The organism is Paractinoplanes aksuensis, from assembly GCF_024137025.1.
In the GTDB taxonomy this organism is placed as follows: Bacteria; Actinomycetota; Actinomycetes; order Mycobacteriales; family Micromonosporaceae; genus Actinoplanes; species Actinoplanes aksuensis.
On sequence record NZ_JAMYJR010000038.1, the window covers coordinates 139846 to 161470 of the forward strand.

The following is a 21625-nucleotide window of genomic DNA, read 5'->3' on the forward strand; positions in this document are numbered from 1 at the left end:
TCTGAACCTGGCTGGGCGGGGTCCGTCGTCGCCTACGAAGCAATCAACGCCGCAAGAGGGGACCACCATGACCGACGACTCCGGCGAGAGCCTCACCGAGGAAGCCGTCCGGCGCTGGGGCACTGCTCATACGCCGCGCACGGCCGAGCTGATGACCGGGCTGGTACGGCATCTGCACGCGTTCGCCCGCGAGGTCGACCTGACGGCCGACGAGTGGATGACCGCCCTGGGCTGGCTGACCCGCACCGGGCAGATCAGCGACGACAAGCGCCAGGAGTTCATCCTCGCCTCCGACGTGCTCGGGCTCAGCTCACTGGTGGTGCAGCTCGATCAGAAGTCCGACGAGCGGGCCACGCCGGCGACCGTGCTGGGGCCGTTCCACATCGACGGGTCCCCGGTGGTCGAGTCCGGCTTCGACATGTCGGAGGAGCTGCCCGGCACCCCGCTGTTCATCCTCGGACGGGTGACCGATCTCTACGGCCTGCCGGTGCCGTCGGCCGTCCTGGACGTGTGGCAGGCTGACGTCGACGGTGCGTACGAGTCCCAGCTGCCTGAGGTCGACGAGGCCCGGTTGCGCGCCAGGTACCGGGCCGGAGCGGACGGCCGGTACTGCGTACGCACGATCGTCCCGCTGGGCTACACCATCCCGATGGACGGCCCGGTCGGCGAGCTGATCAGCCGGACCGGGATCAGCCCGTACCGTCCGGCCCACATCCACTTCCTGATCGACCAGCCCGGCTACCGGAGACTGGTCACCCATCTGTTCCCGGCGGGCACCGACTACCTGGACTCGGACGTGGTGTTCGGCGTGAAGGACGCACTGGTGACCCATTTCGTCGAGCACCAGCCCGGACCGGCCCCGGACGGGAAGGTCATGGACCGGCCGTTCCTGGTCGCGCACTACGACTTCGTGCTGGCGCCGGCGTCGTCATAGGCGGCGCGTGGTGATCCGCCGGTAGGAGTGGAAGGTGATGGGGCGTCGGTCGGTGAAACCCAGGGCGCCGAAGCGGCGGACACGGACGGCGTCGGACGCCAGGATGTGCAGGAAAGGCCGTTCACCACGCTCCTCGATGACGTGGGCCAGCGCCGCCACGATCCCCGCCTCCCAGCCGCGGCCGGCGTAGGCGGGATCGACGTGGACGGAGCTGATCTCGGCCCACCCCGCCGGCCGCAACCGCTCGCCGGCCATGGCGATGAGCCGGCCATGGCGGCGTACCCCCAGATGCTGTCCCAGGGCGAGGGCTCGAGTCCACAGCCGCCCGGTGCCGGCTCGCTGGGCCAGTGCGTGCATGGCGGCCAGATCGGCGCTGGTCAGGGTCACCACGCGAGGGTCGCGACAGGTACGGATCCGCGCGCCGGTGAGCTGGACGGCGGAGCGGCGCCGGTGCAGTGCCCAGCCCCGGGCCGGCACATCCGGCCCGCCCGGGACGGTGATCGGCGTCGCCGGTCCGGCGAGCACGGCCAGGTCGGCCCACGCCCGGCGGTCCAGGGGGTCGGCCACGGCATGAAGGTCGGCGACGTCGCCGGGATACCCCGCGGCCAGCCCGCACACCTCGGCCAGAGCCGCATGCCGGCTGGTGAGCGAGGCCCACACCGGCCGGGTCAGCGGGTCGGAACTGATCGTCATGCGCGCTCCCCGAATCTCGGCCTGCTCCGGGAGCAGACGGAGGGAGGGAGCCGAAGTTCACGCCGGCGGCCGCTGTCGTGCCGGCCAGTCGCGCTCGTCCGGCAGCGCAGTCGGGTAGCTGTCGGGAAGCAGCAGACCGAGGACGCGGAAAGTGGCGCTCTCGGCATGCTCGGCCCCGCCGGTCGGAGCGGATCCGACCGGCGGGCTGAGCTTCAACCGGACGTCCAGGAGCGCGTCGCGGGCCGGCCCGCCGTCGGGCAGGTGCCGGTCGATCTCGGCCAGCGCGTCCCGGATGAGCGACTGGGAGGAGACAGCGGGCGCCTTGGGCGTCACGACATGCATGCGACCGATCTCTCGGCGGCTGCGCGGGCGGCGTCTGAACATTCCGAACATAGTCAGCTCCTCGGGGCTCATCGTTCATCCGGCTTTCACAGTGGGCCCGCTGATCCGGCCGATCCCCATACGCCGATGACGAAGGTGCGGTTCACCGGCTGTCGCGATGAACCCGCCGGCCCGGATCGCGTTTGTGCCGGTGTGGCCGGGCGGCGGCTCGCCGTTTCCGCGTCTTCTTCGAGCAGGAAGGGCCGATCGAATGCCGACCGATCCAGCCGGAGCCGGGCCAGGGACAGCCGCGGCGCATCCGGATCCGGTACGCCTGCGGCGGGCGTTGCGGGCGCACGTGGAGGCGGGACTGCACCGGCCGTACACCCAGGCGACGGTTCTGGAAGCGCTCGCCGGACTGGACCTCGAGGTGTCGCAAGGGGTCGCCCTGTCGTCGGTGACCGCGGTGGTTCGCGGGGCCCGGCCCGGTCCGGTGGTGCTGCTCCAGGCCGGCCTGGACGACTTGTCGACCGCCGCCCTGGTCGGCGCGGCCCGGATTCTCACCCGGCACCGCGTGCCCGCCGGCAGTGTCGTCCTGCTGCTCCCACCCGGTGAGGAGGACGGCAGTGACGCGGGCCGGGTGATCGGCAGGCGGGTGGTCCAGGCCGCGGGCACCGCTCCGTCGGAGTCCTACACCTTTCATGGGCGCTCGGATGATCGGGTTCAGGGAATTTTCCGCAGCCGAGCGGGCACCGTGATGGGGGCCACCGACACGTTCTCCGTGATTGTCCGCAGCATGAGCGACCGGAACCGGCTGCCGGTCGCGGCGCGGATCATCACGGCGTTGGAGGCGATGACGACTCGCCGGTCCGGCCGGGTCGACCCGGTCACGATCACTACCTTGGCCATGGCACCGGACAACCGGCTCTCCGGCACGGTCGTCACCTTTTCCGAAGACATCCGGACGAGGACCCGGCTCGAGATCAGTCAGCTCTGCACGACCATCGCCCAGGCCTACGGAATGACCGCCGAGGTCGCCTTCTCCGGCGGCCGCCCGACGACCTTGAACGATGCCGCAGCGTGCGAGTTCGTCGTGGGCGTGGTGGGGGAGACGCTCGGCCCGCGACGGTTCGAGCCGTTGCCGGCGCCGATCGTCCCCGCCGGCGACGTCTGCCGTGTGCTGGCGGAGGTGCCGGGATGTCACGTCTTCGTGGATGCGGCGGCGACCGACGACGCGATCCTGGCCGATGCCTCGCTCGTGCTGGCCGAGGTGGCCCGGCGCTCCCTCGAGCGACTCACCGCCGGCTGACTACCATGAACCCGGTGAGCGGACCGGAACGGCTGAGTGAGCGCGAGCTGCGGGCGTGGCGCGGCTTCCTGATCATGCAGGAGGATGTCCGGCGCCACATGAATCGCCACCTGACGGGCGAGGTCGGGATCTCGCTGGCGGACTTTTCGATCCTCAGCGTGCTGCGCCTCACCCCGGACCGGCCGATGCGGGTTTTCGAGCTGATCGATACTCTCCGGTGGGAGAAGACCCGGATCATTCATCAGATCTCCCGCATGGTCCGGCGCGGGCTGGTCGAACGGCAAGCCGCCGCTGACGACGCTCGTGGCACCAACATCGCGCTGACGGCCGAGGGGCGGGCCGTGATCGACCGGGCGCTCCCGTTGCACGTGCTCCACGTGCGGCGGCTGTTTTTCGACGTCCTCACTCCGGCCCACCTGGACACCCTGGCCGAGATGTCCGAGACGGTGCTCGACAACTTGCGGGACGAACCGTTCGACGAGTGACATGCTGCGGCCGCGCACAGCCGGCGAGGCCGAGGCAAGAACAACGTGAACCGCGCCCCGAACCACGGCGTATGGACGGCACCAGATGCCGTCCATCAAGCCGAAGGAGCGCAACCGTGCGAGCCCGGCCAGTTCTCAGCGTCGTCGGACCGGCCGTCCGAAGCCTGGTCGGTCTGCCCGCCGAGACGGTCCACTCGCTCGCCCTCGGAGCCCGTCAGGTGGCCCGCTGCGTGAGCCTCGGCCGGCCGCCTGAACCTCGGCGCGAGCCGTGCGTCAGGTAGGTCGGACGGTGGTTCTCCGCGCCCCACGGTTGGACCACCGTCCGTCTGTCGATCATCCGTAGTCTGACTTGAGGAGTGCTGTGAGTCTCACGATCCCTGAAAGCACGATCGAGGCCCGTGAAACCAGTGGTGGCGGGCTCTACGTGCCCGCTGGTGACGGTGTCACCAAGTGGTTCTCCGGCGACGTCTACTCCGTGCGCCTGCAGTCGGCCCAGACCGCGGGTTCGGTCGGGATCGTGGAGGCCAGCGTGCCGCCGGGCGGGGGCCCGGTGCCGCACACCCACGCCGAACAGGACGAGACCTTCTATCTGCTCTCGGGCGAGCTGGAATTCCTCAACGGTGACGAGACCTTCACCGCGGTGACCGGCGACATCGTCCACATCCCACGGATGGTCAAGCACCGGTTCAAGAACGTCGGCCTGCACACCACCCGGCTGCTGTTCATCTATACGCCGGCCGGCGCCGAGGGCCTCTTCCTCGAGGGCGGGGACGAACCCACGCCGGGCGTGCAGGTGGACACCTGGGGGCCCGAGCGATTCGACGAACGCATCCTCGGCCTGTTCAAGAAGTACGGCGTCGAAGCCGTCTGATCGGCGCCCGGCTGCTCAGTCACACCGGTCCGGACGAGGGAACCCCAATGGCACAGACAATCAAGCGCGCGGCGGGCGCCGTAGCCGTCGTGACCGGCATCGTCATGATGCAGGCCTGCGCGGTCGGCGAACAAGCTCCGATCGCGCCCGCCAGTGAGCGACCGGCCCTGACCGCTTCGAAGCCCACGCCTTCGCCGCCGGCTACTTCATCGGCCGCGGCCGCCCGCGCATGCGGTAACGATGACATGTCGGTCGTGGTGACCTTGCAGCCGGACCAGGCGGACGGTCAGGCCCGTGGGCTGGTCACCTTGGCGAACCGGTCGAAGTTCACCTGCCGGGTCCAGGGGCGCATCGCCATCTCGCTGGTCAATCCGGCCGGCGAGGTGGTCGACGTGCCCACGCGGAACGTCGACCAGCCCGGCCCTTCGGTGCCCGCGCTGTTACGACCGGGTGCGGCGGCGTTCGAGGGCATCAAGTGGCGGCCCTGCGACAAGGGCTCAGACTCCTGTGGCGTCGGCAACACCCTTCGCTTCAACCTGCAGGCCGGAACCGATGGCCCGGCGGCGACGCTGTCCGGTTTCCCGCCCTCCGCGGCGAGCGCCATCACGATGGCATCTCTGCAGGTCGGCACGCTGCAACCGGCTCGCCAGGGCGTCGTCGACTGGTGATGCCGGCCGGGCGGTCCGGAGCCACTGAATCCGGAACGCCCGGCCGGTATCGGGGCGACCGGCTGAACTCCGATCCGCCGGATGCGTTGAACGAAGGTGTGGTCGACATATCAATCGGCCCCCAGCCAAAAAAGGTGATACATCATCTAAGCTCTAGGTGATGTATCACCGACAATCGAGAGGAACACCATCCATGTCCGACCCAGTCAAGCTCGCCATCATCTACTACTCGTCAACCGGTACCGGGACGGCGATCGTCGACGAGATGTCGAAGGCGGCACAGAACGCCGGCGCTGAGGTCCGGGTCCGCAAGGCGGCCGAGCTGGCGCCCCAGGCCGCCATCGACGCGAACCCGATCTGGGCGGCCCACCACACGAACACCGCGGACGTTCCGGCCCCGACGCTCGACGACGTCTCCTGGGCCGACGCTCTGATCTTCGGTTCGCCGACCCGCTTCGGCAACCTGGCCGCCCAGCTCAAGCAGTTCCTCGACACCCTGTCGCCGCTGTGGATGTCGGGCGCGCTGGCCGACAAGGTCTACAGCGGCTTCACCTCGACCGGCACCCGGCACGGCGGGCACGAGTCCACGCTGCTGGCCATGAACAACAGCTTCATCCACTTCGGCGGCATCATCGTGCCGCCGGGGTACACCGACCCGGTCAAGTTCGTCGACGGCAACCCGTACGGCACCTCCCACCACGCCGATTTCGGTCCGAACCTCGGTTCGATCAGCGAGGACACCCGCAACGCGGCCCGGCACCAGGCCGAGCGGGTCATCCGCATCGCGGGCGCTCTGAAGCGGGGATTCGCCGCCTGACGGGGGCGGGGAAGAGCGGTCCCGGCGATCAGCGCTGATCGCCGGGACCGCGTCGTTCCGCCCCGCCCGGGCGCGCTTGTGACCGGGGAGACGCTGAACCGCGGCCGCCCGGCTGCGTCGGTTGGGAAGGAGAAGCCCGCACGGAGACAGGGAGACTGGTCGTGGCGATGGTGCGCGTGCAGGTACGGACCACCGACGCGCTCGTGGCCGAGGGGCTGGCGAGCTACCTCAGCGAGCACCCCGGTGTCACGGTGCTGGAGGACGAGGCCGCCGAGGTCCCGGACGTGCTGCTGGTGGAGACGGAACGTCTGACCTTCGGCGTCTTCTCGATGCTGCGTCACTTCACGGCGACCGTCGACCGCCCGGTCGTGCTGGTCGCCTCCGAGATCGAGGAGTCGCAGCTGATGGTGCTGGTCGAGAACCGGGTGGTCGCCATCATCCCGCGCGCGGCGGTCGGACGCGAGCGTCTCGTGCACAGCGTGCTGGCCGCCGCCGACGGGGGCGGGGTGATGCCCGCCCGCCTGATGGGCGAACTGCTGGAGCATTTCCGCCGGATGCAGCGGGAGATCCTGCAGCCCAACGGGCTCACGCTGTCCGGGCTGACTGCGCGGGAGGTCGAGGTGCTGCGGCTGATGGCCGACGGCCTGAACACCAACGAGATCGCCGAGAGCATGCGGTACTCCGTCCGGACCGTCAAGACGATCATCTACGGCGTCATGGAGCGGTACCAGCTGCGCAACCGATCGCATGTCGTGGCCTACGCTGTGCGCGCCGGAGTCATCTGAACCGCGCCGGCCGGCACGGGCCGGTGGGCCGGCCCACGTCGATCGTCGGCCCCTGTGCTGAACCACGGGTCATCCGCCGCGTCGGCATCAGTGAGGTCGACGCATCGATCCTGGCCCGAGCCGGTCGGTGTGTCGACCCTCCAACCTGTCCGTTCCCGCGGCGGACGCCTCGTACGGCCGTCCCGCGGTCAGGTCACCGGGGGCATCGCTGGTCCGGTCGTGCCCAGCTGCTCCTCGGACACCACCGGGGGCGCCGGCCAGGTGACGCCGGCCGGGGGCCATTTCTGTCCGGTCGCCGCCAGGAAGTCGGCGGGCGGCTCGTACAGCGGCGGTTGCAGATCGTCCGGAATCATGCTGGCCCACCGAACCCCGGCCTTGCGCTGCTCGAATTCCTGCTTCATCGCCTCGAGCAGGGCCGGCTGCTCGATGAGGTCGATCGCGGACGCGGCCAGGTAGCGCGCCGCGGCGAGAAGGGCCTGATGGCCGATGGGGGTGGCCGCGGTCGAGGTGAAGCCCCAGTTGTGGTTGGGCAGACCGGGCGGGAAGGCCGCCGTCAGCAGCACCGCGGTCGGCGCCTGCCAGCTGACGTCGGCAGTGTCGGTCGACAGCCCGCCGGTGTACCCGGCCGCGGGCGCCGTGAGCGGGACCAGCTCCGTGGGCATGCCCACCTCGGGCTTACCGAGCGCGCGCTGGATCCCGCGGGCCAGTGCTTGGTCGGCCTCGGAGAAGACCGGCGCGCCGATCTGCCGCATGTTGTCGTACAGCAACTCTGCGCCGGACTTGCTTGCCAGCAGGTTCCATGTGCCGGCGTGGAATCGGTGCATCAGCCGGGTCTGGCTCGCCTGAGCTGCTGCGCGAGCACACTCAACCACCTTGTCGTACAGCACCCGGGCCCGTTCCGGACTTCCTTCCCGTACGTAGAACCAGATCGAGCACATGTCGGGGGTCACATTGGGTGCGCCTCCGCCGTTGATGATCGCGTAGTGCAGCCGGCCCGACGGCGCGACGTTCTTCTCGCGCAGGAACTCCGACATGGTGGCCATCAGCAGCGCGCCGTCCAGACCGCTCCGGTTGCCGAGCGGGGTGCCGCCGTGCCCCGAGGCGCCGAGGAAGGTGAAGGTCGCCGAGATCAGGGCGCTCGTGGTGTTCCAGAACGGCACGGTCGCGTTGAACGGATGCCAGTCGAGGAACGCGTCCAGACCGTCGTAGACCCCGGCCTTGACCGCGTACGCCTTGCCGACCAGATGCTCCTCGCCGGTCGAGCCGAACAGTTTGACGGTCGCCTTGAGCCCGTGTTTCTGGACGGCCCGGGCCGTCGCGATGGCCGCGGCGACGCCACCCACGCCGAGCAGATTGTGGCCGTCGCCGTGTCCCGGCCCGTGCATCGGACCGTAGGCGTCGTAGTTGTAGACCAGCGGGTCGTGGCGGGCTACCCCGGCCTTCTGCGACAGGCCGGGCAAGGCGTCGTACTCGGCGTTGAAGCCGAGTACCGGACCACCGGAGCCGGCGGTGGCGACGAAGGCGGCGGGAAAGCCGGCCGAGCCCCACCGGATGTCGAACCCGTTCGCGCGCAACAGGTCGGCCAGCGCCCGGGACGAGTTCCACTCCCGCAGGGAGAGTTCGGCGTGCCGCCAGATGCGGTCGCTCACACCCGTCAGGGTCTTCTGATTCGCGCCGATCCAGGACAGCGCGGTGGCCTTGCCCGTGCTTGCGCGGGCGAGGCCGGTCGGCGGACGGTAGGTCTCCGGCGTGACACCGCGGGTCTCGTCGTAGCCCAGTGTCGCCGCCAGGACCGGGTCGGCGGCCAGGACGGCCGCGGTGGAGGCGCCCGCGCTCAATCCGAACATCTTCAAGAGCCGTCGCCGTCCGATGTGTTCTTCTATCATGTCGTCTCCCGGGTCCGTCGATAGTGGACTTTCCCGGGAAGACGCACGGCACGGCTGGACATTCACTTCCGGCGGGGAGGCCCCCGTCACGTCTTGCTTCTCAGGGGCGGAACAGTGCGGCCAGAGCGCGGTGCTCGGCGACCAGACCGGGTTCGGCAATCCGGTACCGGCGCGTCCGGATGTGCTCCAGCAGCTCGGCGTCGGGGCTGATCGCGTACGTGCGCAGGAAGTAGACGACCGCGTCGTTCCAGACCCACTGCCCGTCGGTGCGCACGGTGACCGGCACGATCGGGCCCAGCCCCTCGTCGAACGGGTCGGGGTCGAGGGTTCCGGTCGCGAGCAGCACGGATCCGCTCTCGAGATAGAGCGCCACCTGCTCCAGTTCGGCGCCGGCCAAGGTCGGACGGTCGGCGGCGAACGAACCGCCGGTGACGTCGTGGTAGGAGTCGAAGACGCGGGCGATGTTCACCGGTGCGGACCCGCCGGTCGTCCAGAGCAGCGCGGAGCGGCCGAGCGCCTGCCGCTGATACGGCGGAAGCGCCGTGCCGTCGTGGAAGACCTCCACCTGCGGGTCGGCGACCCCGGCCGTGGCCAGGGCGGACTGCGCCCGGTCACAGGCGTCAGGACGACCGGCGGCGTCGTCGGTGAGCAGCAGGTACACGCGTACCGGCTCCGACGACGGCTGACCCGGAGCGCCCCATCGCCAGGCACGCCAGAGCGCTGTCGAGCCGGGGATCTGACCGACGGCCGAGACGACCACACCGTCGATCTCGTCGAGCTGGTCCGGCTGGCCGCTCAGGTCGAGCATCACCGCGGTGGTGCCCTCGGCGTCGGGCAGTTCGGGCGAGAACTCCAGGACTGCGGTGGTCAGGTCGGCGTCCTCAGACGGAGCATCCGGCCCGGCGGCCGGAACGTCACCGGACGACAGGTCTTCCAGCAGTTCGCGATCGGCGGCACTGATGGGAGCGGCGCCGCCGGCGACGGCGTCGCGCACGGCTTGGGCGGCCTCGGCGAACCTGTGATGAGCCAGATGCGTACGGGCCGCGGTGAGAACATCGTCGGGCACGGCGCCGGCCAGGCGGAGCAGCAAGTCGTGGCAGCGGGCCGGCAGAGCGGGGAAGGTGTCGGTCACAGCGGGCGTCTCCAGGTCGATCAGGTGAGCGCGACGCGGAAGTGGCGCAGGGCCGTCAGCAGGAAATCCGGCGCCTGCAGCGTTCGGAGGCCAGGGCTCCGACCGGCCGCGCTGTCGAGCATCTCGGCGGCGGAGCCGAAGACCTGTGGGACGGTCCGGGACCCGGCGGCGACGTAGACGTCGTCCGCCGTGATGCCGATTTCGTACGGTGTCGCGGCGATGTCGGACAGGTCGAGCGTCACGTGCAGCGGCGTACCCCGCCGGGCGGCCACGCTCCCGACGATCAGGAAGCCGTACATCGTGGCCAGGGGGAACGATCGCGCGGCGGACGGCGCCGGCTGGCCGAGCGCCAGGGCCACGTCCCGCTCGTGGATCCAGCTGTCCCACAGCGAGTGCAGCGACCGCGTCGACCAGTGCAGCGGCCGCCCGGTGGGCCCTCGCTCGGGTTCGCCGTCCGGGGCCTCGAGCCGAGCCCGGAAGAGCTCGCGCTCCGATACAGCGAGCTCGCGCAGCTCGTTGATCGTCGCGTCGGGGGTCCGGCGGGGCGAGTCCCGCAGCCAGGCCTGGGGGGTCACGGCCGGTTGGAACGCGCCGTACCGGGTGAAACGGGCCAGGTTCGCGCTGCCGGTGAGGCGGGCGACGTGGAACTCGGCCCCGTTGAGCACATGCCCCGCCACGTCGGCGACCGACCACTCCGAACAGCGCGACGGCGCTTCCCAGTCCGTCGGGTCGAGCGCCGCCAGCAGGTTGGCGAAGTTCATGCGCTGGCGGTACAGCTCGTCGCCGATCGTCTCGGGAGCGTCCGGCACGCCTCGCTTCTCGGTCAGCACCGGAGTCGTCATTCTGGCCTCCCGCACCCTAGACCGGCCGGCGCAGCAGCACGAAGCGTCCGAACCGGGTCGAGGCCAGCCGGTGCAGCCTGAAGCCTTCGGCCTCGGCCTCGGCGGCCAGTTCCTCCGCGGTCCGGTCGAGCGCGGGATGCGCCTGCTGCCGGACGAGCCGCCGGAGCGGGCCGGAACGCTGGTCGAGGTCCTGCCCGTCGGCGTTCTCCTCTTCCAGAATCAGCCACCCGCCCGGCCGCAGAGCCCGCCGGATCATGGCCAGCGTCGCCGCCCGCACCGGCTCCGGGAAGAACGACTGGGCCCAGCAGGCGCTGTCGAACGCGGTGGCTCCGTCGAAGTCCCGGGCGTCCAGGCAGCGCACGTCGACCTGGTCGGCGACCTGGAGCCGATCGGCGCGGCGTCGCGCCTCGACCGCGACCTCAGGCACGACTTCGACGGCGGTAGCCCGTAAGCCAGGAAACATCCGGGCCAGCGTCAGCGTGTTGGTGGCGACGCCACAGCCGACGTCGAGCAGATGCCCCTGCGGCAGGGTCTCGTGCCACTCGGGGAGGTCCTGGAGCAGCCGCTCGACCAGGCCCGTCGTGACGGAGGTGGGCCGGCCGCCGGCCGTCCGGGCGGCGATCAGGGCGTCGGGTCCCGGCAGGGGAGCGGTGGCGCCCTGGACGGCGCCCCGGACGAGGCGACGGGCCAGGTCGGCGCTGTCCAGCACGTCTCCCAGGGTCAGCCAGGCGTCGTCGGCCGCCAGCGTCGCGAAAGTCGGGGTCAGGCTCACGGTCCGGCCGTCGCGCCGCAGCACTCCATGCGCCTGCAGCGCGTCCAGGATGACGGCAACCCGCTCGGGGGAGTGCCCGGTGAACTCGGCCAGCCGGTCGAGGTCCCGGGGTGTCGCCAAAAACCGGATCCAGCCCCATTCGTGGGCCGCGGCGAGCAGGCTGAGAGCTTGCGCGCCGGACGACCACAGTTCGACCACCTGGGCAGCCGCCACCGCCTCGGCGAACCGCTGTTCGCTCTCTTCTTCGTCGGTCATCTCGCTCCGTGTCTCTGTGCGGCCGGACCGTCGGTGGCCCTCATTCCATGCGACGCACGGCGGACGTCTTCGCTCAGCCGGAGTGGCGTGAAACGTGACACGCCTGGCTCATAACGCTGCTCACCAGCGGGTCCGGCGAGTTGACGGGCTCCGTTGGGCGGTGTGGAATATATTGCATGCCGGTACCTGAACAGGCGGGTGTGATCCCGCGGTCCCTGCTGCGCGAGAACGCCTACCGGTCGATCCGGGACGCCATCGTCGACGGCACGCTGGCCCCGGGTGAGCGCCTGAACGACGCGGAACTGGCCCAGTGGCTGGGGGTGAGCCGCACGCCCGTGCGCGAGGCGCTGACCCGGCTTGAGGAAGCCGGTCTGGTTCACACCAAACCGGGCCGGTACACGATGGTGAGCCCGATCGACGCGCGGGCCGCTCGAGCTGCCCAGACGGTTACGGCGGCGATGCACGAGCTCGCCGTCCGTGAGGCCGTGCCACAACTGTCACCCGTCGAGATCGAGGCCATGCGGGTGGCCAACAGACGTTTCGCCGAGGCGCTCGAACGCGATGACGTCGATGCCGCGATCGCGTCGGACGACGAATTTCACGGCGTTGCTGTCACCGCCTCAGCCAATCCGGCTCTGCGCACAGTCCTCGAGCAATTCACGCCGGTGCTTCGCCGAATGGAAAGGCTGCGATTCTCGTCATTACGGGGGCGCGATTCCGTGGCGTTGCATGACCGCATCATCACGCTGTGCGAGACCGGCGACGCGGAGGCGGCGGCCACGGCCGCCCGGGAGAACTGGCTCAGTCTCGACGAGGTGTTCGACGTCGACCCGGCTCCTGGCCCGGCCGACTGAATCAGCCGGCCCGGGCCGGCTCGGCGGGCCGGACGGCCCGGGCCAGTCCCGTGTCCTCACCGGCCTCGGCCAGCATGGTGACCAGCAGCCCGGCCTCGGCCTCGCTCAGGGCTGCCGGTGACGCGAGGGCGGCGAACACGATGGCGTGCGCCACCTCGATGACGTGCCCGTCGGCCAGCCGGTGACCCAGTTCGGTTCGGAGATCGTCCGGAAGGCGGCCGACGAGGTCCCGCAACAGTCGGCAGAGGTCTCGTTCCATTGGTTGCTCACCTCGGCTTCTCAGGCGCCGGCCCGGCTGTGGTCAGCCGTTGACCAGCGCATTGCGAAGGCTCTGCATGGCGTAGTGGGCCCGTGACTTGACCGTGCCGACCGGGATGCCGAGCCGGCTCGCCACGTCGTCGAGACTGCGGCCGTCGATGTACAGCTCCATCAGGACGGACCGGTGCGCGGCGCTCAGGTCGCCGATGGCGTGGTGCAGCGTCAGCTTGGCGATGACGGCCTCCGCGGCCTCGCTGCCCGAGCCCGCCGGCTCGGTGTCGACCAGGCTGACCTCCACCGGGCGGGACTGGCGCTTGCGGTAGGCGTCGATGGCCAGACGGCGGGCCACCGTGAACAGCCAGCGCCGTTGCGACTCGGGCTCGACCGGCACGGCGTCGAGACTGCGCCAGGCCCGGAGCATCGTCTCCTGCACCAGGTCCTCCGCGGTGTGCGAGGCGCCCGGCGACACCAGGCCCCGCAGAAAATGCAGGAGCGCGTTGCCGTTGTTGCGGTGAATCTCGCGCATGTGGCTCTCGGCGTCACATTCCGAGGGGGCCGCGACGTCGCGTTCCAAAACACTGGTAGCGCTGCTCATGGGAAAAGCTTATTGGTGACCAGTTATATTTAACTTCAACGTTAGTTACGTCGTTGTGGAGCGGTTATTGCATTCGATTACACAAGTCATTGTGTGTCGGCTCGGTGACAATTCTCGTCGCTTTGTGGCCGGCGTCACGCAATCAGCGCGGAAGTCGCCCGCCCCGGGCCGACAGGGCATCCCGCAATCCGGCCCGCGACGAGATGCCGAGTTTCGGGAAGATCCGGTAAAGGTGCGCGCCGACCGTCCGGTGCGAGAGATAGAGCCGCTCGGCGATCTGTTTGTTGGTCAGCCCGGCCGCCGCCAGCTCGGCGATCTCGAGTTCCTGCGGGGTCAGACCGGCCACCGACGGCTCGGCGAGCGCCGGGCGGTGACCAGCGGCCCGCAGCTCGACGGTGGTGCGGGCCAGCCACGGCTCGGCCCCGACGGCGGTGAAACCGGTGCGGGCGGCGAGCAGATGTTCCAGCGCCCGCGGGAAGTCCTTGCGCCGGCGCAGCTTCTCGCCCACGGCCAGCCGGATCCGGGACGACTCGAACAGCCAGCGCGTGCTGCCGGGCTCCCGCAGGGTCCGTTCCAGTCGCAGCTCGGCGTCCCTGGTGTCGAGCACGAGCGCGTCGACGCCTTGCTGGACGAGCCGCAGGCGTGGTGACAGCGCGTCGACCCGAGCGGTGCGCATGGCTTCGGCGTGGATCCGGGCGGCGTCCGCCCGGCCGGTTCGCAGGGCCGCCTCCACCAGGTCGAACATCGCCCAGGTGGCGATCGGGGCGTACGGTGCGAGAACCCCGGCCGGGCTGATCTCGCTCGCGTGCTGGAACGCGGCCTCGAAATCGCCCTCGGCCGCGGCGGCCAGCGCGCGCGGAAGGTGGGCGATGGTGGCGGCTCCGGCGACGCCCCGGGGCAGCGCCCAGTGGGTGATCTCGTCGGCCAGCTTGAACGCCTCGTCGGACCGGCCCCGCCCGGCCGCGATGAGCGCCCGATCGAACAGGAAATACCACCTCAGGAACGGCAACCCGGCGGCGGCACAGACTCGTTCGGCCTCGGCGGCCAGCTCCTCGCCCTCGTCCCACCGCCCGGTGAGGTAGTCGTCCAGGCACAGATGCATCAGCGCCCCGAGCTGCCGGCGGGGCGGGCCACCCTCGCGGCCCTGGCGCACCAGCCGCCACGAGTGCTCGCGGTTCTCGCCGAGCCGGTCGACGTAGGCCGAGGCGGTGCCGATCCGCATGACCCGGGTGGGGTCGGTCTCGTCGGGCAGGGTGGCGATCAGCGCTTCGAGGTCGGGCAGGGCCGCGGTGCCGGTGCGGACCGGGTCGGGGAAGGTCCGGCTCATCACGGCCAGAATGTCGGGTGGGGCCGGGGTGAACCGGGCCATGGCCCGGTGGAACACGGCCCAGTGCTCCGGCGTGCCCGCGTACCACGAGAGCAGGAGCAACGTCTGCATCGCCTCGTCGAGAGCCGGGTCGTCGGCCCGCCAGCCGTGCCCGCCGGTCTCGATCGCGCCGGCCAGCAGGCGGTGGGCGGTCTGCACGTCGCCGTCGCCGTTGATCAGCAGGAGCGCGGCCGCGCTCGCGGCGTGCAGCGAGCCGGCCGAGCCGGGACTCGTCGCGGTGGCGTCGGCCAGCAGCGTGCCGGCGTCACCCGCGCCGCCGGCCTCGGCGCCGATGTACGCCGCCTCGGCCAGCCGCCGGGCTCGGTCCTCGGCCGTGGCGCTCAGGTCGGCCGCACGGACGAGGATGGCGATGGCCGCCACGGAGTCACGGGGCAGCACCCGCCGCGCGGCCTCCTCGAGTTGCTCGGCCACCGCCTCGTCCGGGCCCGCGGTCGCTGCCGCCAGGTGCCAGGCGCGGCGTTCCGGTTCGCCGGGCCGGGCGGCGGCGATCGCGAGGTGGGCGTGGCGACGCTCCTCGTGGGTGGACCGCGCGACGATGGCCGACTGGATCAGCGGATGGCGGAACGTGATGCGGCCCCGCTCGTCGTCCACCCGCACCAGATGGTCCCGTTCGGCCGGAGCCAGGTCGGCCAGGTCGGCGAGGTCGCGCAGCGCCCGGACCTCGCCGCTGCCCTCGAAGGTGGCCAGCAGGAGCAGCAGGCGGGTGGCGTCGGGCAGGCCGGCGATCCGTGCGGTGAAGATGTCCTGCAGGCGGTCGCTGAGCGGCACCACGTCGGCCTGGTCGGAACGGCTGCCGCGGGTGCCGGCGAGCGTGGCCGGCAGCTCGACCAGCGCCAGCGGGTTGCCTTGGGCCAGATCGAGCAGGCGCTGCCGGTCGCGGGCGGGCATCCCCGGGTGGTGGGCTGCCACGAAGCGTTCGGAGGCCTCGCGGGACAGCGGCTCGACCGTCACCTCGGTCAGGCCCTGGCGGTCGAGGAAGCTGGTCGTGCCGGTGCGTGAGGAGGCGATGACGCCCACCGGCGACCCCGGCAGGCGGCGGGCCACGAAACCGAGAACGACGGCGCTGGACCGGTCGACCCACTGGATGTCATCCACGATCAACAGCACCGGTGTGCTCCGCGCGGCCATGGTCAGCAGCGACAGCGCGGCGTTGCCGACCAGCAGCGCGCTGGGGGCCGGACCGGGCGCGAAGCCGAGGGCGACCAGGAGGGCGTCCCGCAGCGCCGGGGGGAGCCGCTGAATCTCGTCGTGCAGCGGCAGGAGCAGCTGGTTGAGCAGGGAGTAACTGACGTCCGCCTCGAACTCGGAGCCGGCCGCCCGCAGGACCCGCAGGCCGGCTTCCTCGGCCAGCCGGGCGCCCGCCGCCAGCAGCGCCGACTTGCCGACGCCGGGTTCGCCGTGGACGAACCGGACGTCGCCGCCGTCGCGCACCGACTGCATGAAACGGGCGATGCGGGCCAGCTCCACCTCGCGGCCGAAAAGTTCGTCCATGATCTGTCCTCAGGCCGGGTCCGGGCCGGAACCCAGGACGTCCAGCAGGACGGCCAGGGTCTGCCAGTGTGTGCGGGTAGCGGCGACTGCGCCGTCGAGGTCACCGGCCGCGAACAGCTCGACGATGTGCTCGTGCTGAAGCACCGAGTCGCGGCCGCTCAGCGAAGCGAACCGCATTCTGACGATCCGGCGCAAGGTCGGGGTGAACTGCTTCAGCACCGTACGCAGGTGGACATTGCCGGAAGCGGCGAGCACGACCCCGTGGAAACGGTCGTCGGCGGCCATGGCGGCGTCCACGTCGTCGGCCCGCAGGGCCCGGTCGAAGACCGTGTTGGCGTGGCGCATGGCGTCCAGGTCGGCGGGAGTGAGCCGGGGGCCGGCCTCCTGGGCCGCCAGCTCGTGCATGGCCGTGATCACCGAGTGGGCCACCCGGCTGGCGTGGAGGTCGCCCGGGCTGACCATCGTGTACCGGCCGGATTCGACCCGGACCAGCTCCGCCTGTTCGAGCTGGATCAGGGCCTGCCGGACGGAAGCCCGGTCGAGCCCGAGGCACGCGGCCAGGCCGGTGTCGCTGACCTCGGTGCCGGGACGCAGCGAGCCGGCCATGATCGCGTCGCAGATGGCGCGAAAGGCCCGATCACGCAACGCCACGGCATCCGGCATGCAATATATTGCAAGCTCTTTCCTAGGAGCTGTCAAGTCAGGAGCCTGCCCGTGGATGGTCGGACGAGAGGGAGCTCACCCGGACCGTCGAGGGCGCCACCCCGAATCGGGCCTGGAAAGCCCGGGTGAAATGGGCCTGGCTGCTGAACTGCCAGCGGGCGGCCACCCGCGCGATGCTGAGATGGCTCAGCATCGGGGCGGCCAGATCGCGGCGCGCCGCCTCCAGCCGTTGCAGCCGGATGTACTCCGTCACCGTGTGCGGCTCGTGCTCGAACAGCCGGTGCAGGGTGCGGGGAGCCATCCGGTACGCGGCGGCCACGCGGTCATGGGTCAGATCCGCCTCGGACAGGTGTTTCCGCGCGTACTCCAGCACCTGCTGCCGCTGGGTGTCGGCCGTTGCGGTGCCGTCGTCGGGCGTCGTCGTGGCGAGAGCCCCGGCGATGAGATGCAGTCCCGCCTCGCCCAGACGGGTGGCGCAGGTGCCATCCAGACCGCATTGACGTAGTGCGGCGGCCGCGAAGCCGGCCAGCACCGCGCCTGGACCCGCACTGAACGGATGAGTCTGTCGCATGGCCCGGCGCACGAAGTTCGAGGGCAGCGACAGACCGTCCCGGGGAAAGGTGAGGACCAGGAACGACCATCGCTGATCCAGCTGGATGTCATAGGGCAGGGCCGGGTCGTACAGGGCCATCTGCTCAGGCTCGAGCCTCACCTGATGGCCGCTCTGGCTGACGGTGGCGGTGCCGTGCAGCAGCAAGCCGAGCTTGAGCCGGCCGACCGGTTCCGGCCGACGGCGCACGATCTGTGGCTCCCCGCCCACCCGGGTCACCGTCAACGGACCCAGCGTCGCGCGGGCCGCCGGCCCGGCAGCACCGCAGGACGCGGGGTGGCCCGCGCGGGGCCGCGGCGAGGAAACAACGGAGGATGTCACGTCAGGTTCGACGCACGGACGGCGCAGAAGTTCAGTCGCCCCAGGTCAAAGGCGTGGGCGGAATTCGTCAACCACCCACGGTGACGCATGGCCAGCGTTGATGGCATGACAACTCACTACGACTTCATCGTGGTCGGCGCGGGCTCGGCCGGAGCCGTCATTGCGGCTCGCCTGTCCGAGGACCCTCGGGTCCGGGTCCTACTGCTCGAGTCAGGCCCGGCCGACAACCTGCCCGAGATCTCGGCGCCCCCGGCGTGGCCGGCCCTGTGGGGCAGCGCCGTCGACTACGCGTACGTCACCGTCCCGCAGCCCGGGTTCGACGACGCCGTGCACAACTGGCCCCGAGGCCACACGCTCGGCGGTTCCAGCAGCATCAACGCGATGGTGTACCTGCGCGGTCACGCCAACGACTTCGACCAGTGGGCCAAGCTGGGCGCCGACGGCTGGGACTACGCGTCGGTGCTGCCCTACTTCCGCCGCATGGAGACGGCGGGCCACGGCGATCCGGCGTACCGGGGAACCGATGGACCGATGCGGCCGTCGATCGCCACCGACGCCAACCCGCTGTCGCAGGTCTTCGTGGATGCCGCGGTGGCCGCCGGTCACCCGCGCACCGACGACTTCAATGGTGCGGTGGGCGAGGGGGTGGGCTGGCACGAGCTGTCCATCGCCGACGGTCAGCGGCAGAGCACGGCGGTCGCGTACCTGCGCCCGGCGGAAGAACGACCCAACCTCACCGTTTTCACCGGGGCTCGCGCGCACCGGCTGATCATCGAGCGCGGGCGCTGCATCGGCGTCGCCTTCGCGCGCGACGGCGCCGAGACGTCAGCTTACGCGGACTACGAGGTCGTGGTCAGTTCGGGCGCGGTCGACTCGCCGCGCCTGCTGATGTACTCGGGTATCGGTGACGCCGCAGACCTCACCCGGCTCGGCATCCCGGTGACCCAGAACCTGCCCGGAGTCGGCCGCAACCTGCACGACCACCCGCTGGTCAGCGTGATCTACGAGGCGACCCGGCCGATCCCGGGCGGCCTGAGCAACCACGCCGAGACCTCGATGCTGTGGCGCAGCGACGCCGCTCTGCCGGGGCCCGATATGCAGATCATGTTCATCCACGTGCCGTTCGCGCCGCCGGCGCTCGCGGTGCCGCCGAACAGTTTCACCTTTGGCGTCGCTACGGTGCCCGATTCGCGCGGGACGGTGCGCCTCGCCTCGGCCGACCCGGGCGTCGCGCCGCTGATCGACCCCAATTACCTGGCTACCGAGTCCGACCGCCGCCGCCTCGTCGAAGGGATCGAGGTCGCCCGGGCGATCGCAGCCGCCGGGCCGTTCGACGGCTGGCGGGGCGCCGAGGTGTTGCCCGGGGCGGACCTGCGGGACCCGGCCGAGCTGCGGCAGTACCTGCGCCGAGGTACAGGCACCTATTACCACCCGGTCGGCACGTGCGCCATGGGCGTCAGCGCCGAGTCCGTGGTCGACCCCGAGCTGCGCGTGCACGGCGTGGACGGGCTGCGGGTGGCCGACGCCTCCGTCATGCCCCGCATCGTGAGCGTCAACACCAACCCGGCCACCATCATGATCGGTGAGAAGGCGGCCGACCTGATCCGCGTCAAGCACTTCTGAGCGGCGGGGCCGTCCCCGTCATCACGGCCGAAGCCCTGCAACCGATGCGCTGCGGCCGTCGTCGTCACGTTGCTGCCGGCAGTCATCTGCCCCACCTGAAGCACCCGATCGAACGCGCCTGGCTGCTGACCCCTCAGCTGATGACGGCGTCCCGCAGGGCCCGGAGGGCGTAATGCAGGCGGGAACGGACCGTTCCGATCGGAATCCCGAGACGCGCCGCCACCTCGACCGGGGACCTGTTCTCGACGAAGGTCTCCGTCAGCACCTCCCGGTGGGCCTTGCTCAGCCGGGACAGAGCTTCGCGCAGGGCGACATTGGCGACGGCGGTGGATGCGGTCTCGTCGTCCGCGGTGACACAGTCGCCGGGTGGATCGACCTGTACCGGGCGAGCCCGCCGCCGGCGGCATTCATCGATGACCACATGGCGGGCGACGGTGAACAACCACCGACGGCCGGCCTGGTCATCGGTCGGTATCGCGTCCAGGTTCCGCCAGGCTCTGATCATCGTTTCCTGGACCAGGTCGTCCGTGTCCTGGGTGAACGCCATGACGGAGATGAACCGGGCCAGCCGTGGGCCGTGCCGGTCGACCAGTTCCCGCAGCTGGTCGTCGTGGGCGGCCTCGGGACTGGACATCGCAGTTCGGCTCCCCTGGGCGGCGACCGGCCGCTGGCGCGGCCCGATTCGACCGTAGGGAGGACGAACTTCCGGATTTGTGACACCGAAGTGACATAGGAGTCGGGCGGCGACCCGGCCGCACACCTGTTGAGCGACCTGAACCGGGCGCAAGCACGGCATTGCCACCACGACGGCCACGGGCCGGGCTCCTCGCGACAGTCGGTGGCCCCGGACGGCTTCTGACGGGGTCGGGCGCCGGCTCCGCCGCGATCACCGGCCGTACCGCAGGCGAATGACTGATTCGCAGGCCGGTGCGGGCGGGGACCGTGGAGCCCACAGCGTCCCGCCCAGGACGCGGTGCCGTTCGCCTACAGGGAGAAGCACATGAAACCCACCATCGTTCTGGTCCACGGTGCGTTCGCCGAGTCGGCCAGCTGGAACGGTGTCATCACCCGGCTGCTGGCCGCCGGGCACCGGACGCTGGCGGCCGGCAATCCGCTGCGGAGTTTGTCCGGCGATGCGGCCGCGGTCGCTTCGTTGCTGGCCACCATCGAGGGGCCGGTAGTGCTGGCCGGTCATTCCTACGGGGGTGCGGTGGCGTCCAACGCCGCCGCCGGCAACGAGAACGTCAAGGCCCTCGTGTACGTGGCCGCGTTGGCGCCGGACCGGGGCGAGACCGTCCCGGATCTGACCGGCCGGTTCCCGGGCGCGACGCTGGGCGAGCACCTGCACGAGGTGCCGCTGGACGACGGCACGACGGACCTCTATGTGCGGCTGGAGGCCTACCACGAGCACTTCGCCGCGGATGTGCCGGCGGCCGACGCCGCCCTCGCCGCGGCCACCCAGCGGCCGGCGAACTCGGCTGCCTTCGCCGAGGGGTCGGCTGAACCGGCCTGGAAGATGGTTCCGTCCTGGTTCATCTCGCCGGAACGGGACCGGGCCATCCCGTTGGAGTCGTTCCGATTCATGGCGGAGCGGGCCAACGCCCGGGAGGCGGTAGAGGTTCCGGGCGCGTCCCACGCGTTACCGATGTCGCAGCCGCAGGCGGTGGCCGACATCATCCTGCGGGCCGTGGCCGAGGTTTGAGGCCGCTCACAGACCGTCATGTCCATTGACGCGAGCGTTCCCCTCAGAAACACGATGCGTGATGACTGTAATCGAGGTGGATCGGCTGGACATCGGACCTTGTCGTCGGGTGACCGTCCTGGTCGGAGCCTTCGGCCTGGCCGATCGACTCGCGAAAACCGAGATCTGTCGTGTAGACAGTCCAAGGACTGATCGGCGGCCGAGAAAACCGTACGTAGTGTGTAACCTCTGGAAAGAGCGGTCGGCTGGTGGAACATTTCTGAAAGGTGAGCACAGGTGGTCACGTACGGTAACTGCTCTTTGGGGCAGGTCGGCGCGTGAGCCGCCCAGGTCCGCACACGACAAGTGTCG

The 21625-nt window shown here is 70.6% G+C and carries 22 protein-coding genes; 10 read left to right on the plus strand and 12 right to left on the minus strand.

The features are described from left to right. Positions 1–67 precede the first annotated feature (67 nt). Positions 68–934, plus strand: coding sequence for a dioxygenase family protein (locus M1L60_RS33640; protein WP_253241602.1), 867 nt, complete (start codon positions 68–70; stop codon positions 932–934). Here the strand turns inward: M1L60_RS33640 and M1L60_RS33645 are convergent. Both M1L60_RS33645 and M1L60_RS33650 read right to left on the minus strand, forming a co-directional pair. Continuing rightward, positions 929–1627, minus strand: a complete 699-nt coding sequence (locus M1L60_RS33645) for a GNAT family N-acetyltransferase (protein WP_253241603.1) — start codon at positions 1625–1627, stop codon at positions 929–931. The genes M1L60_RS33640 and M1L60_RS33645 overlap by 6 nt on opposite strands. 57 nt (positions 1628–1684) lie before the next feature. Next, positions 1685–1969: a hypothetical protein gene (locus M1L60_RS33650; protein ID WP_253241604.1), complete on the minus strand. Its 285-nt coding sequence runs from the start codon at positions 1967–1969 to the stop codon at positions 1685–1687. Between the two features lie 250 nt (positions 1970–2219). Here M1L60_RS33650 and M1L60_RS33655 point away from each other — a divergent pair, with 250 nt between their 5' ends. From M1L60_RS33655 to M1L60_RS33680, 6 genes are all read left to right on the plus strand, one after another. Further along, positions 2220–3257: a M20/M25/M40 family metallo-hydrolase gene (locus tag M1L60_RS33655; protein ID WP_253241605.1), complete on the plus strand. Its 1038-nt coding sequence runs from the start codon at positions 2220–2222 to the stop codon at positions 3255–3257. 14 nt (positions 3258–3271) lie between these two features. Beyond that, a complete protein-coding gene (locus M1L60_RS33660) occupies positions 3272–3742 on the plus strand; it encodes a MarR family winged helix-turn-helix transcriptional regulator (protein ID WP_253241606.1) in 471 nt (156 codons plus the stop codon). A gap of 361 nt (positions 3743–4103) precedes the next feature. Further along, positions 4104–4613 (plus strand): cupin domain-containing protein, encoded by a 510-nt coding sequence (locus M1L60_RS33665; RefSeq protein WP_253241607.1) that lies wholly within the window; start codon positions 4104–4106, stop codon positions 4611–4613. Between the two features lie 47 nt (positions 4614–4660). Further along, positions 4661–5281, plus strand: coding sequence for a DUF4232 domain-containing protein (locus M1L60_RS33670; RefSeq protein WP_253241608.1), 621 nt, complete (start codon positions 4661–4663; stop codon positions 5279–5281). Positions 5282–5474: 193 nt separating this feature from the next. Beyond that, the gene (wrbA, locus tag M1L60_RS33675) at positions 5475–6098 is read left to right on the plus strand and encodes an NAD(P)H:quinone oxidoreductase (RefSeq protein ID WP_253241609.1); all 624 of its coding nucleotides are present in this window, start codon (positions 5475–5477) and stop codon (positions 6096–6098) included. Between the two features lie 161 nt (positions 6099–6259). Beyond that, the gene (locus M1L60_RS33680; RefSeq protein WP_253241610.1) at positions 6260–6883 is read left to right on the plus strand and encodes a helix-turn-helix transcriptional regulator; all 624 of its coding nucleotides are present in this window, start codon (positions 6260–6262) and stop codon (positions 6881–6883) included. Between the two features lie 188 nt (positions 6884–7071). Here the strand turns inward: M1L60_RS33680 and M1L60_RS33685 are convergent, their stop codons facing one another. The 4 genes from M1L60_RS33685 to M1L60_RS33700 form a co-directional block, all read right to left on the minus strand. Continuing rightward, positions 7072–8769 (minus strand): amidohydrolase, encoded by a 1698-nt coding sequence (locus tag M1L60_RS33685; protein WP_253241611.1) that lies wholly within the window; start codon positions 8767–8769, stop codon positions 7072–7074. A 100-nt stretch (positions 8770–8869) separates the two neighbouring features. Further along, positions 8870–9901 carry a hypothetical protein gene (locus tag M1L60_RS33690; RefSeq protein ID WP_253241612.1) on the minus strand — a complete coding sequence of 344 codons (1032 nt, stop codon included), beginning with the start codon at positions 9899–9901 and terminating at the stop codon, positions 8870–8872. A 20-nt stretch (positions 9902–9921) separates the two neighbouring features. Beyond that, positions 9922–10743: a maleylpyruvate isomerase family mycothiol-dependent enzyme gene (locus tag M1L60_RS33695; RefSeq protein ID WP_253241613.1), complete on the minus strand. Its 822-nt coding sequence runs from the start codon at positions 10741–10743 to the stop codon at positions 9922–9924. A 16-nt stretch (positions 10744–10759) separates the two neighbouring features. Continuing rightward, the gene (locus M1L60_RS33700; RefSeq protein ID WP_253241614.1) at positions 10760–11770 is read right to left on the minus strand and encodes an SAM-dependent methyltransferase; all 1011 of its coding nucleotides are present in this window, start codon (positions 11768–11770) and stop codon (positions 10760–10762) included. A 140-nt stretch (positions 11771–11910) separates the two neighbouring features. Here M1L60_RS33700 and M1L60_RS33705 point away from each other — a divergent pair, with 140 nt between their 5' ends. Beyond that, positions 11911–12624: a GntR family transcriptional regulator gene (locus M1L60_RS33705; RefSeq protein ID WP_253241615.1), complete on the plus strand. Its 714-nt coding sequence runs from the start codon at positions 11911–11913 to the stop codon at positions 12622–12624. A gap of 1 nt (position 12625) precedes the next feature. Here the strand turns inward: M1L60_RS33705 and M1L60_RS33710 are convergent, their stop codons facing one another. The 5 genes from M1L60_RS33710 to M1L60_RS33730 all read right to left on the minus strand — a co-directional run bounded on the left by M1L60_RS33710 (position 12626) and on the right by M1L60_RS33730 (position 17949). Further along, entirely contained in the window at positions 12626–12883 is a 258-nt protein-coding gene (locus M1L60_RS33710; RefSeq protein ID WP_253241616.1) for a hypothetical protein, read from the minus strand. 42 nt (positions 12884–12925) lie between these two features. After that, positions 12926–13477: a sigma-70 family RNA polymerase sigma factor gene (locus M1L60_RS33715; protein ID WP_253241617.1), complete on the minus strand. Its 552-nt coding sequence runs from the start codon at positions 13475–13477 to the stop codon at positions 12926–12928. 142 nt (positions 13478–13619) lie between these two features. Next, complete coding sequence (locus M1L60_RS33720; protein WP_253241618.1) at positions 13620–16355, minus strand: AAA family ATPase; 2736 nt, start codon at positions 16353–16355, stop codon at positions 13620–13622. A gap of 9 nt (positions 16356–16364) precedes the next feature. After that, on the minus strand, positions 16365–17018 hold the full coding sequence (locus M1L60_RS33725; RefSeq protein ID WP_253241619.1) for a GntR family transcriptional regulator: 654 nt from the start codon (positions 17016–17018) through the stop codon (positions 16365–16367). A gap of 37 nt (positions 17019–17055) precedes the next feature. Next, positions 17056–17949, minus strand: a complete 894-nt coding sequence (locus M1L60_RS33730; RefSeq protein ID WP_308208576.1) for a helix-turn-helix domain-containing protein — start codon at positions 17947–17949, stop codon at positions 17056–17058. Positions 17950–18054: 105 nt separating this feature from the next. Between M1L60_RS33730 and M1L60_RS33735 the strand changes: the two genes are divergently transcribed. After that, complete coding sequence (locus tag M1L60_RS33735; protein WP_253241620.1) at positions 18055–19572, plus strand: GMC family oxidoreductase; 1518 nt, start codon at positions 18055–18057, stop codon at positions 19570–19572. 133 nt (positions 19573–19705) lie between these two features. Here M1L60_RS33735 and M1L60_RS33740 read toward each other — a convergent pair whose 3' ends face one another. Further along, a complete protein-coding gene (locus M1L60_RS33740) occupies positions 19706–20206 on the minus strand; it encodes a sigma-70 family RNA polymerase sigma factor (protein ID WP_253241621.1) in 501 nt (166 codons plus the stop codon). Positions 20207–20572: 366 nt separating this feature from the next. Here M1L60_RS33740 and M1L60_RS33745 point away from each other — a divergent pair, with 366 nt between their 5' ends. Continuing rightward, positions 20573–21274, plus strand: a complete 702-nt coding sequence (locus M1L60_RS33745) for an alpha/beta fold hydrolase (RefSeq protein WP_253241622.1) — start codon at positions 20573–20575, stop codon at positions 21272–21274. The last annotated feature ends 351 nt before the right edge of the window (positions 21275–21625 follow it).

Bases quoted from the DNA above. Each gene is read 5' to 3' on its own strand.
- M1L60_RS33720 (WP_253241618.1), bottom strand. From the start codon at position 16,355: ATGGACGAACTTTTCGGCCGCGAGGTGGAGCTGGCCCGCATCGCCCGT.
- M1L60_RS33695 (WP_253241613.1), bottom strand. From the start codon at position 10,743: ATGACGACTCCGGTGCTGACCGAGAAGCGAGGCGTGCCGGACGCTCCC.
- M1L60_RS33670 (WP_253241608.1), top strand. From the start codon at position 4,661: ATGGCACAGACAATCAAGCGCGCGGCGGGCGCCGTAGCCGTCGTGACC.
- M1L60_RS33700 (WP_253241614.1), bottom strand. From the start codon at position 11,770: ATGACCGACGAAGAAGAGAGCGAACAGCGGTTCGCCGAGGCGGTGGCG.
- M1L60_RS33685 (WP_253241611.1), bottom strand. From the start codon at position 8,769: ATGATAGAAGAACACATCGGACGGCGACGGCTCTTGAAGATGTTCGGA.
- M1L60_RS33645 (WP_253241603.1), bottom strand. From the start codon at position 1,627: ATGACGATCAGTTCCGACCCGCTGACCCGGCCGGTGTGGGCCTCGCTC.
- M1L60_RS33735 (WP_253241620.1), top strand. From the start codon at position 18,055: ATGACAACTCACTACGACTTCATCGTGGTCGGCGCGGGCTCGGCCGGA.
- M1L60_RS33710 (WP_253241616.1), bottom strand. From the start codon at position 12,883: ATGGAACGAGACCTCTGCCGACTGTTGCGGGACCTCGTCGGCCGCCTT.
- wrbA (WP_253241609.1), top strand. From the start codon at position 5,475: ATGTCCGACCCAGTCAAGCTCGCCATCATCTACTACTCGTCAACCGGT.
- M1L60_RS33725 (WP_253241619.1), bottom strand. From the start codon at position 17,018: ATGCCGGATGCCGTGGCGTTGCGTGATCGGGCCTTTCGCGCCATCTGC.
- M1L60_RS33745 (WP_253241622.1), top strand. From the start codon at position 20,573: ATGAAACCCACCATCGTTCTGGTCCACGGTGCGTTCGCCGAGTCGGCC.
- M1L60_RS33715 (WP_253241617.1), bottom strand. From the start codon at position 13,477: ATGAGCAGCGCTACCAGTGTTTTGGAACGCGACGTCGCGGCCCCCTCG.
- M1L60_RS33640 (WP_253241602.1), top strand. From the start codon at position 68: ATGACCGACGACTCCGGCGAGAGCCTCACCGAGGAAGCCGTCCGGCGC.
- M1L60_RS33650 (WP_253241604.1), bottom strand. From the start codon at position 1,969: ATGCATGTCGTGACGCCCAAGGCGCCCGCTGTCTCCTCCCAGTCGCTC.
- M1L60_RS33655 (WP_253241605.1), top strand. From the start codon at position 2,220: ATGCCGACCGATCCAGCCGGAGCCGGGCCAGGGACAGCCGCGGCGCAT.
- M1L60_RS33740 (WP_253241621.1), bottom strand. From the start codon at position 20,206: ATGTCCAGTCCCGAGGCCGCCCACGACGACCAGCTGCGGGAACTGGTC.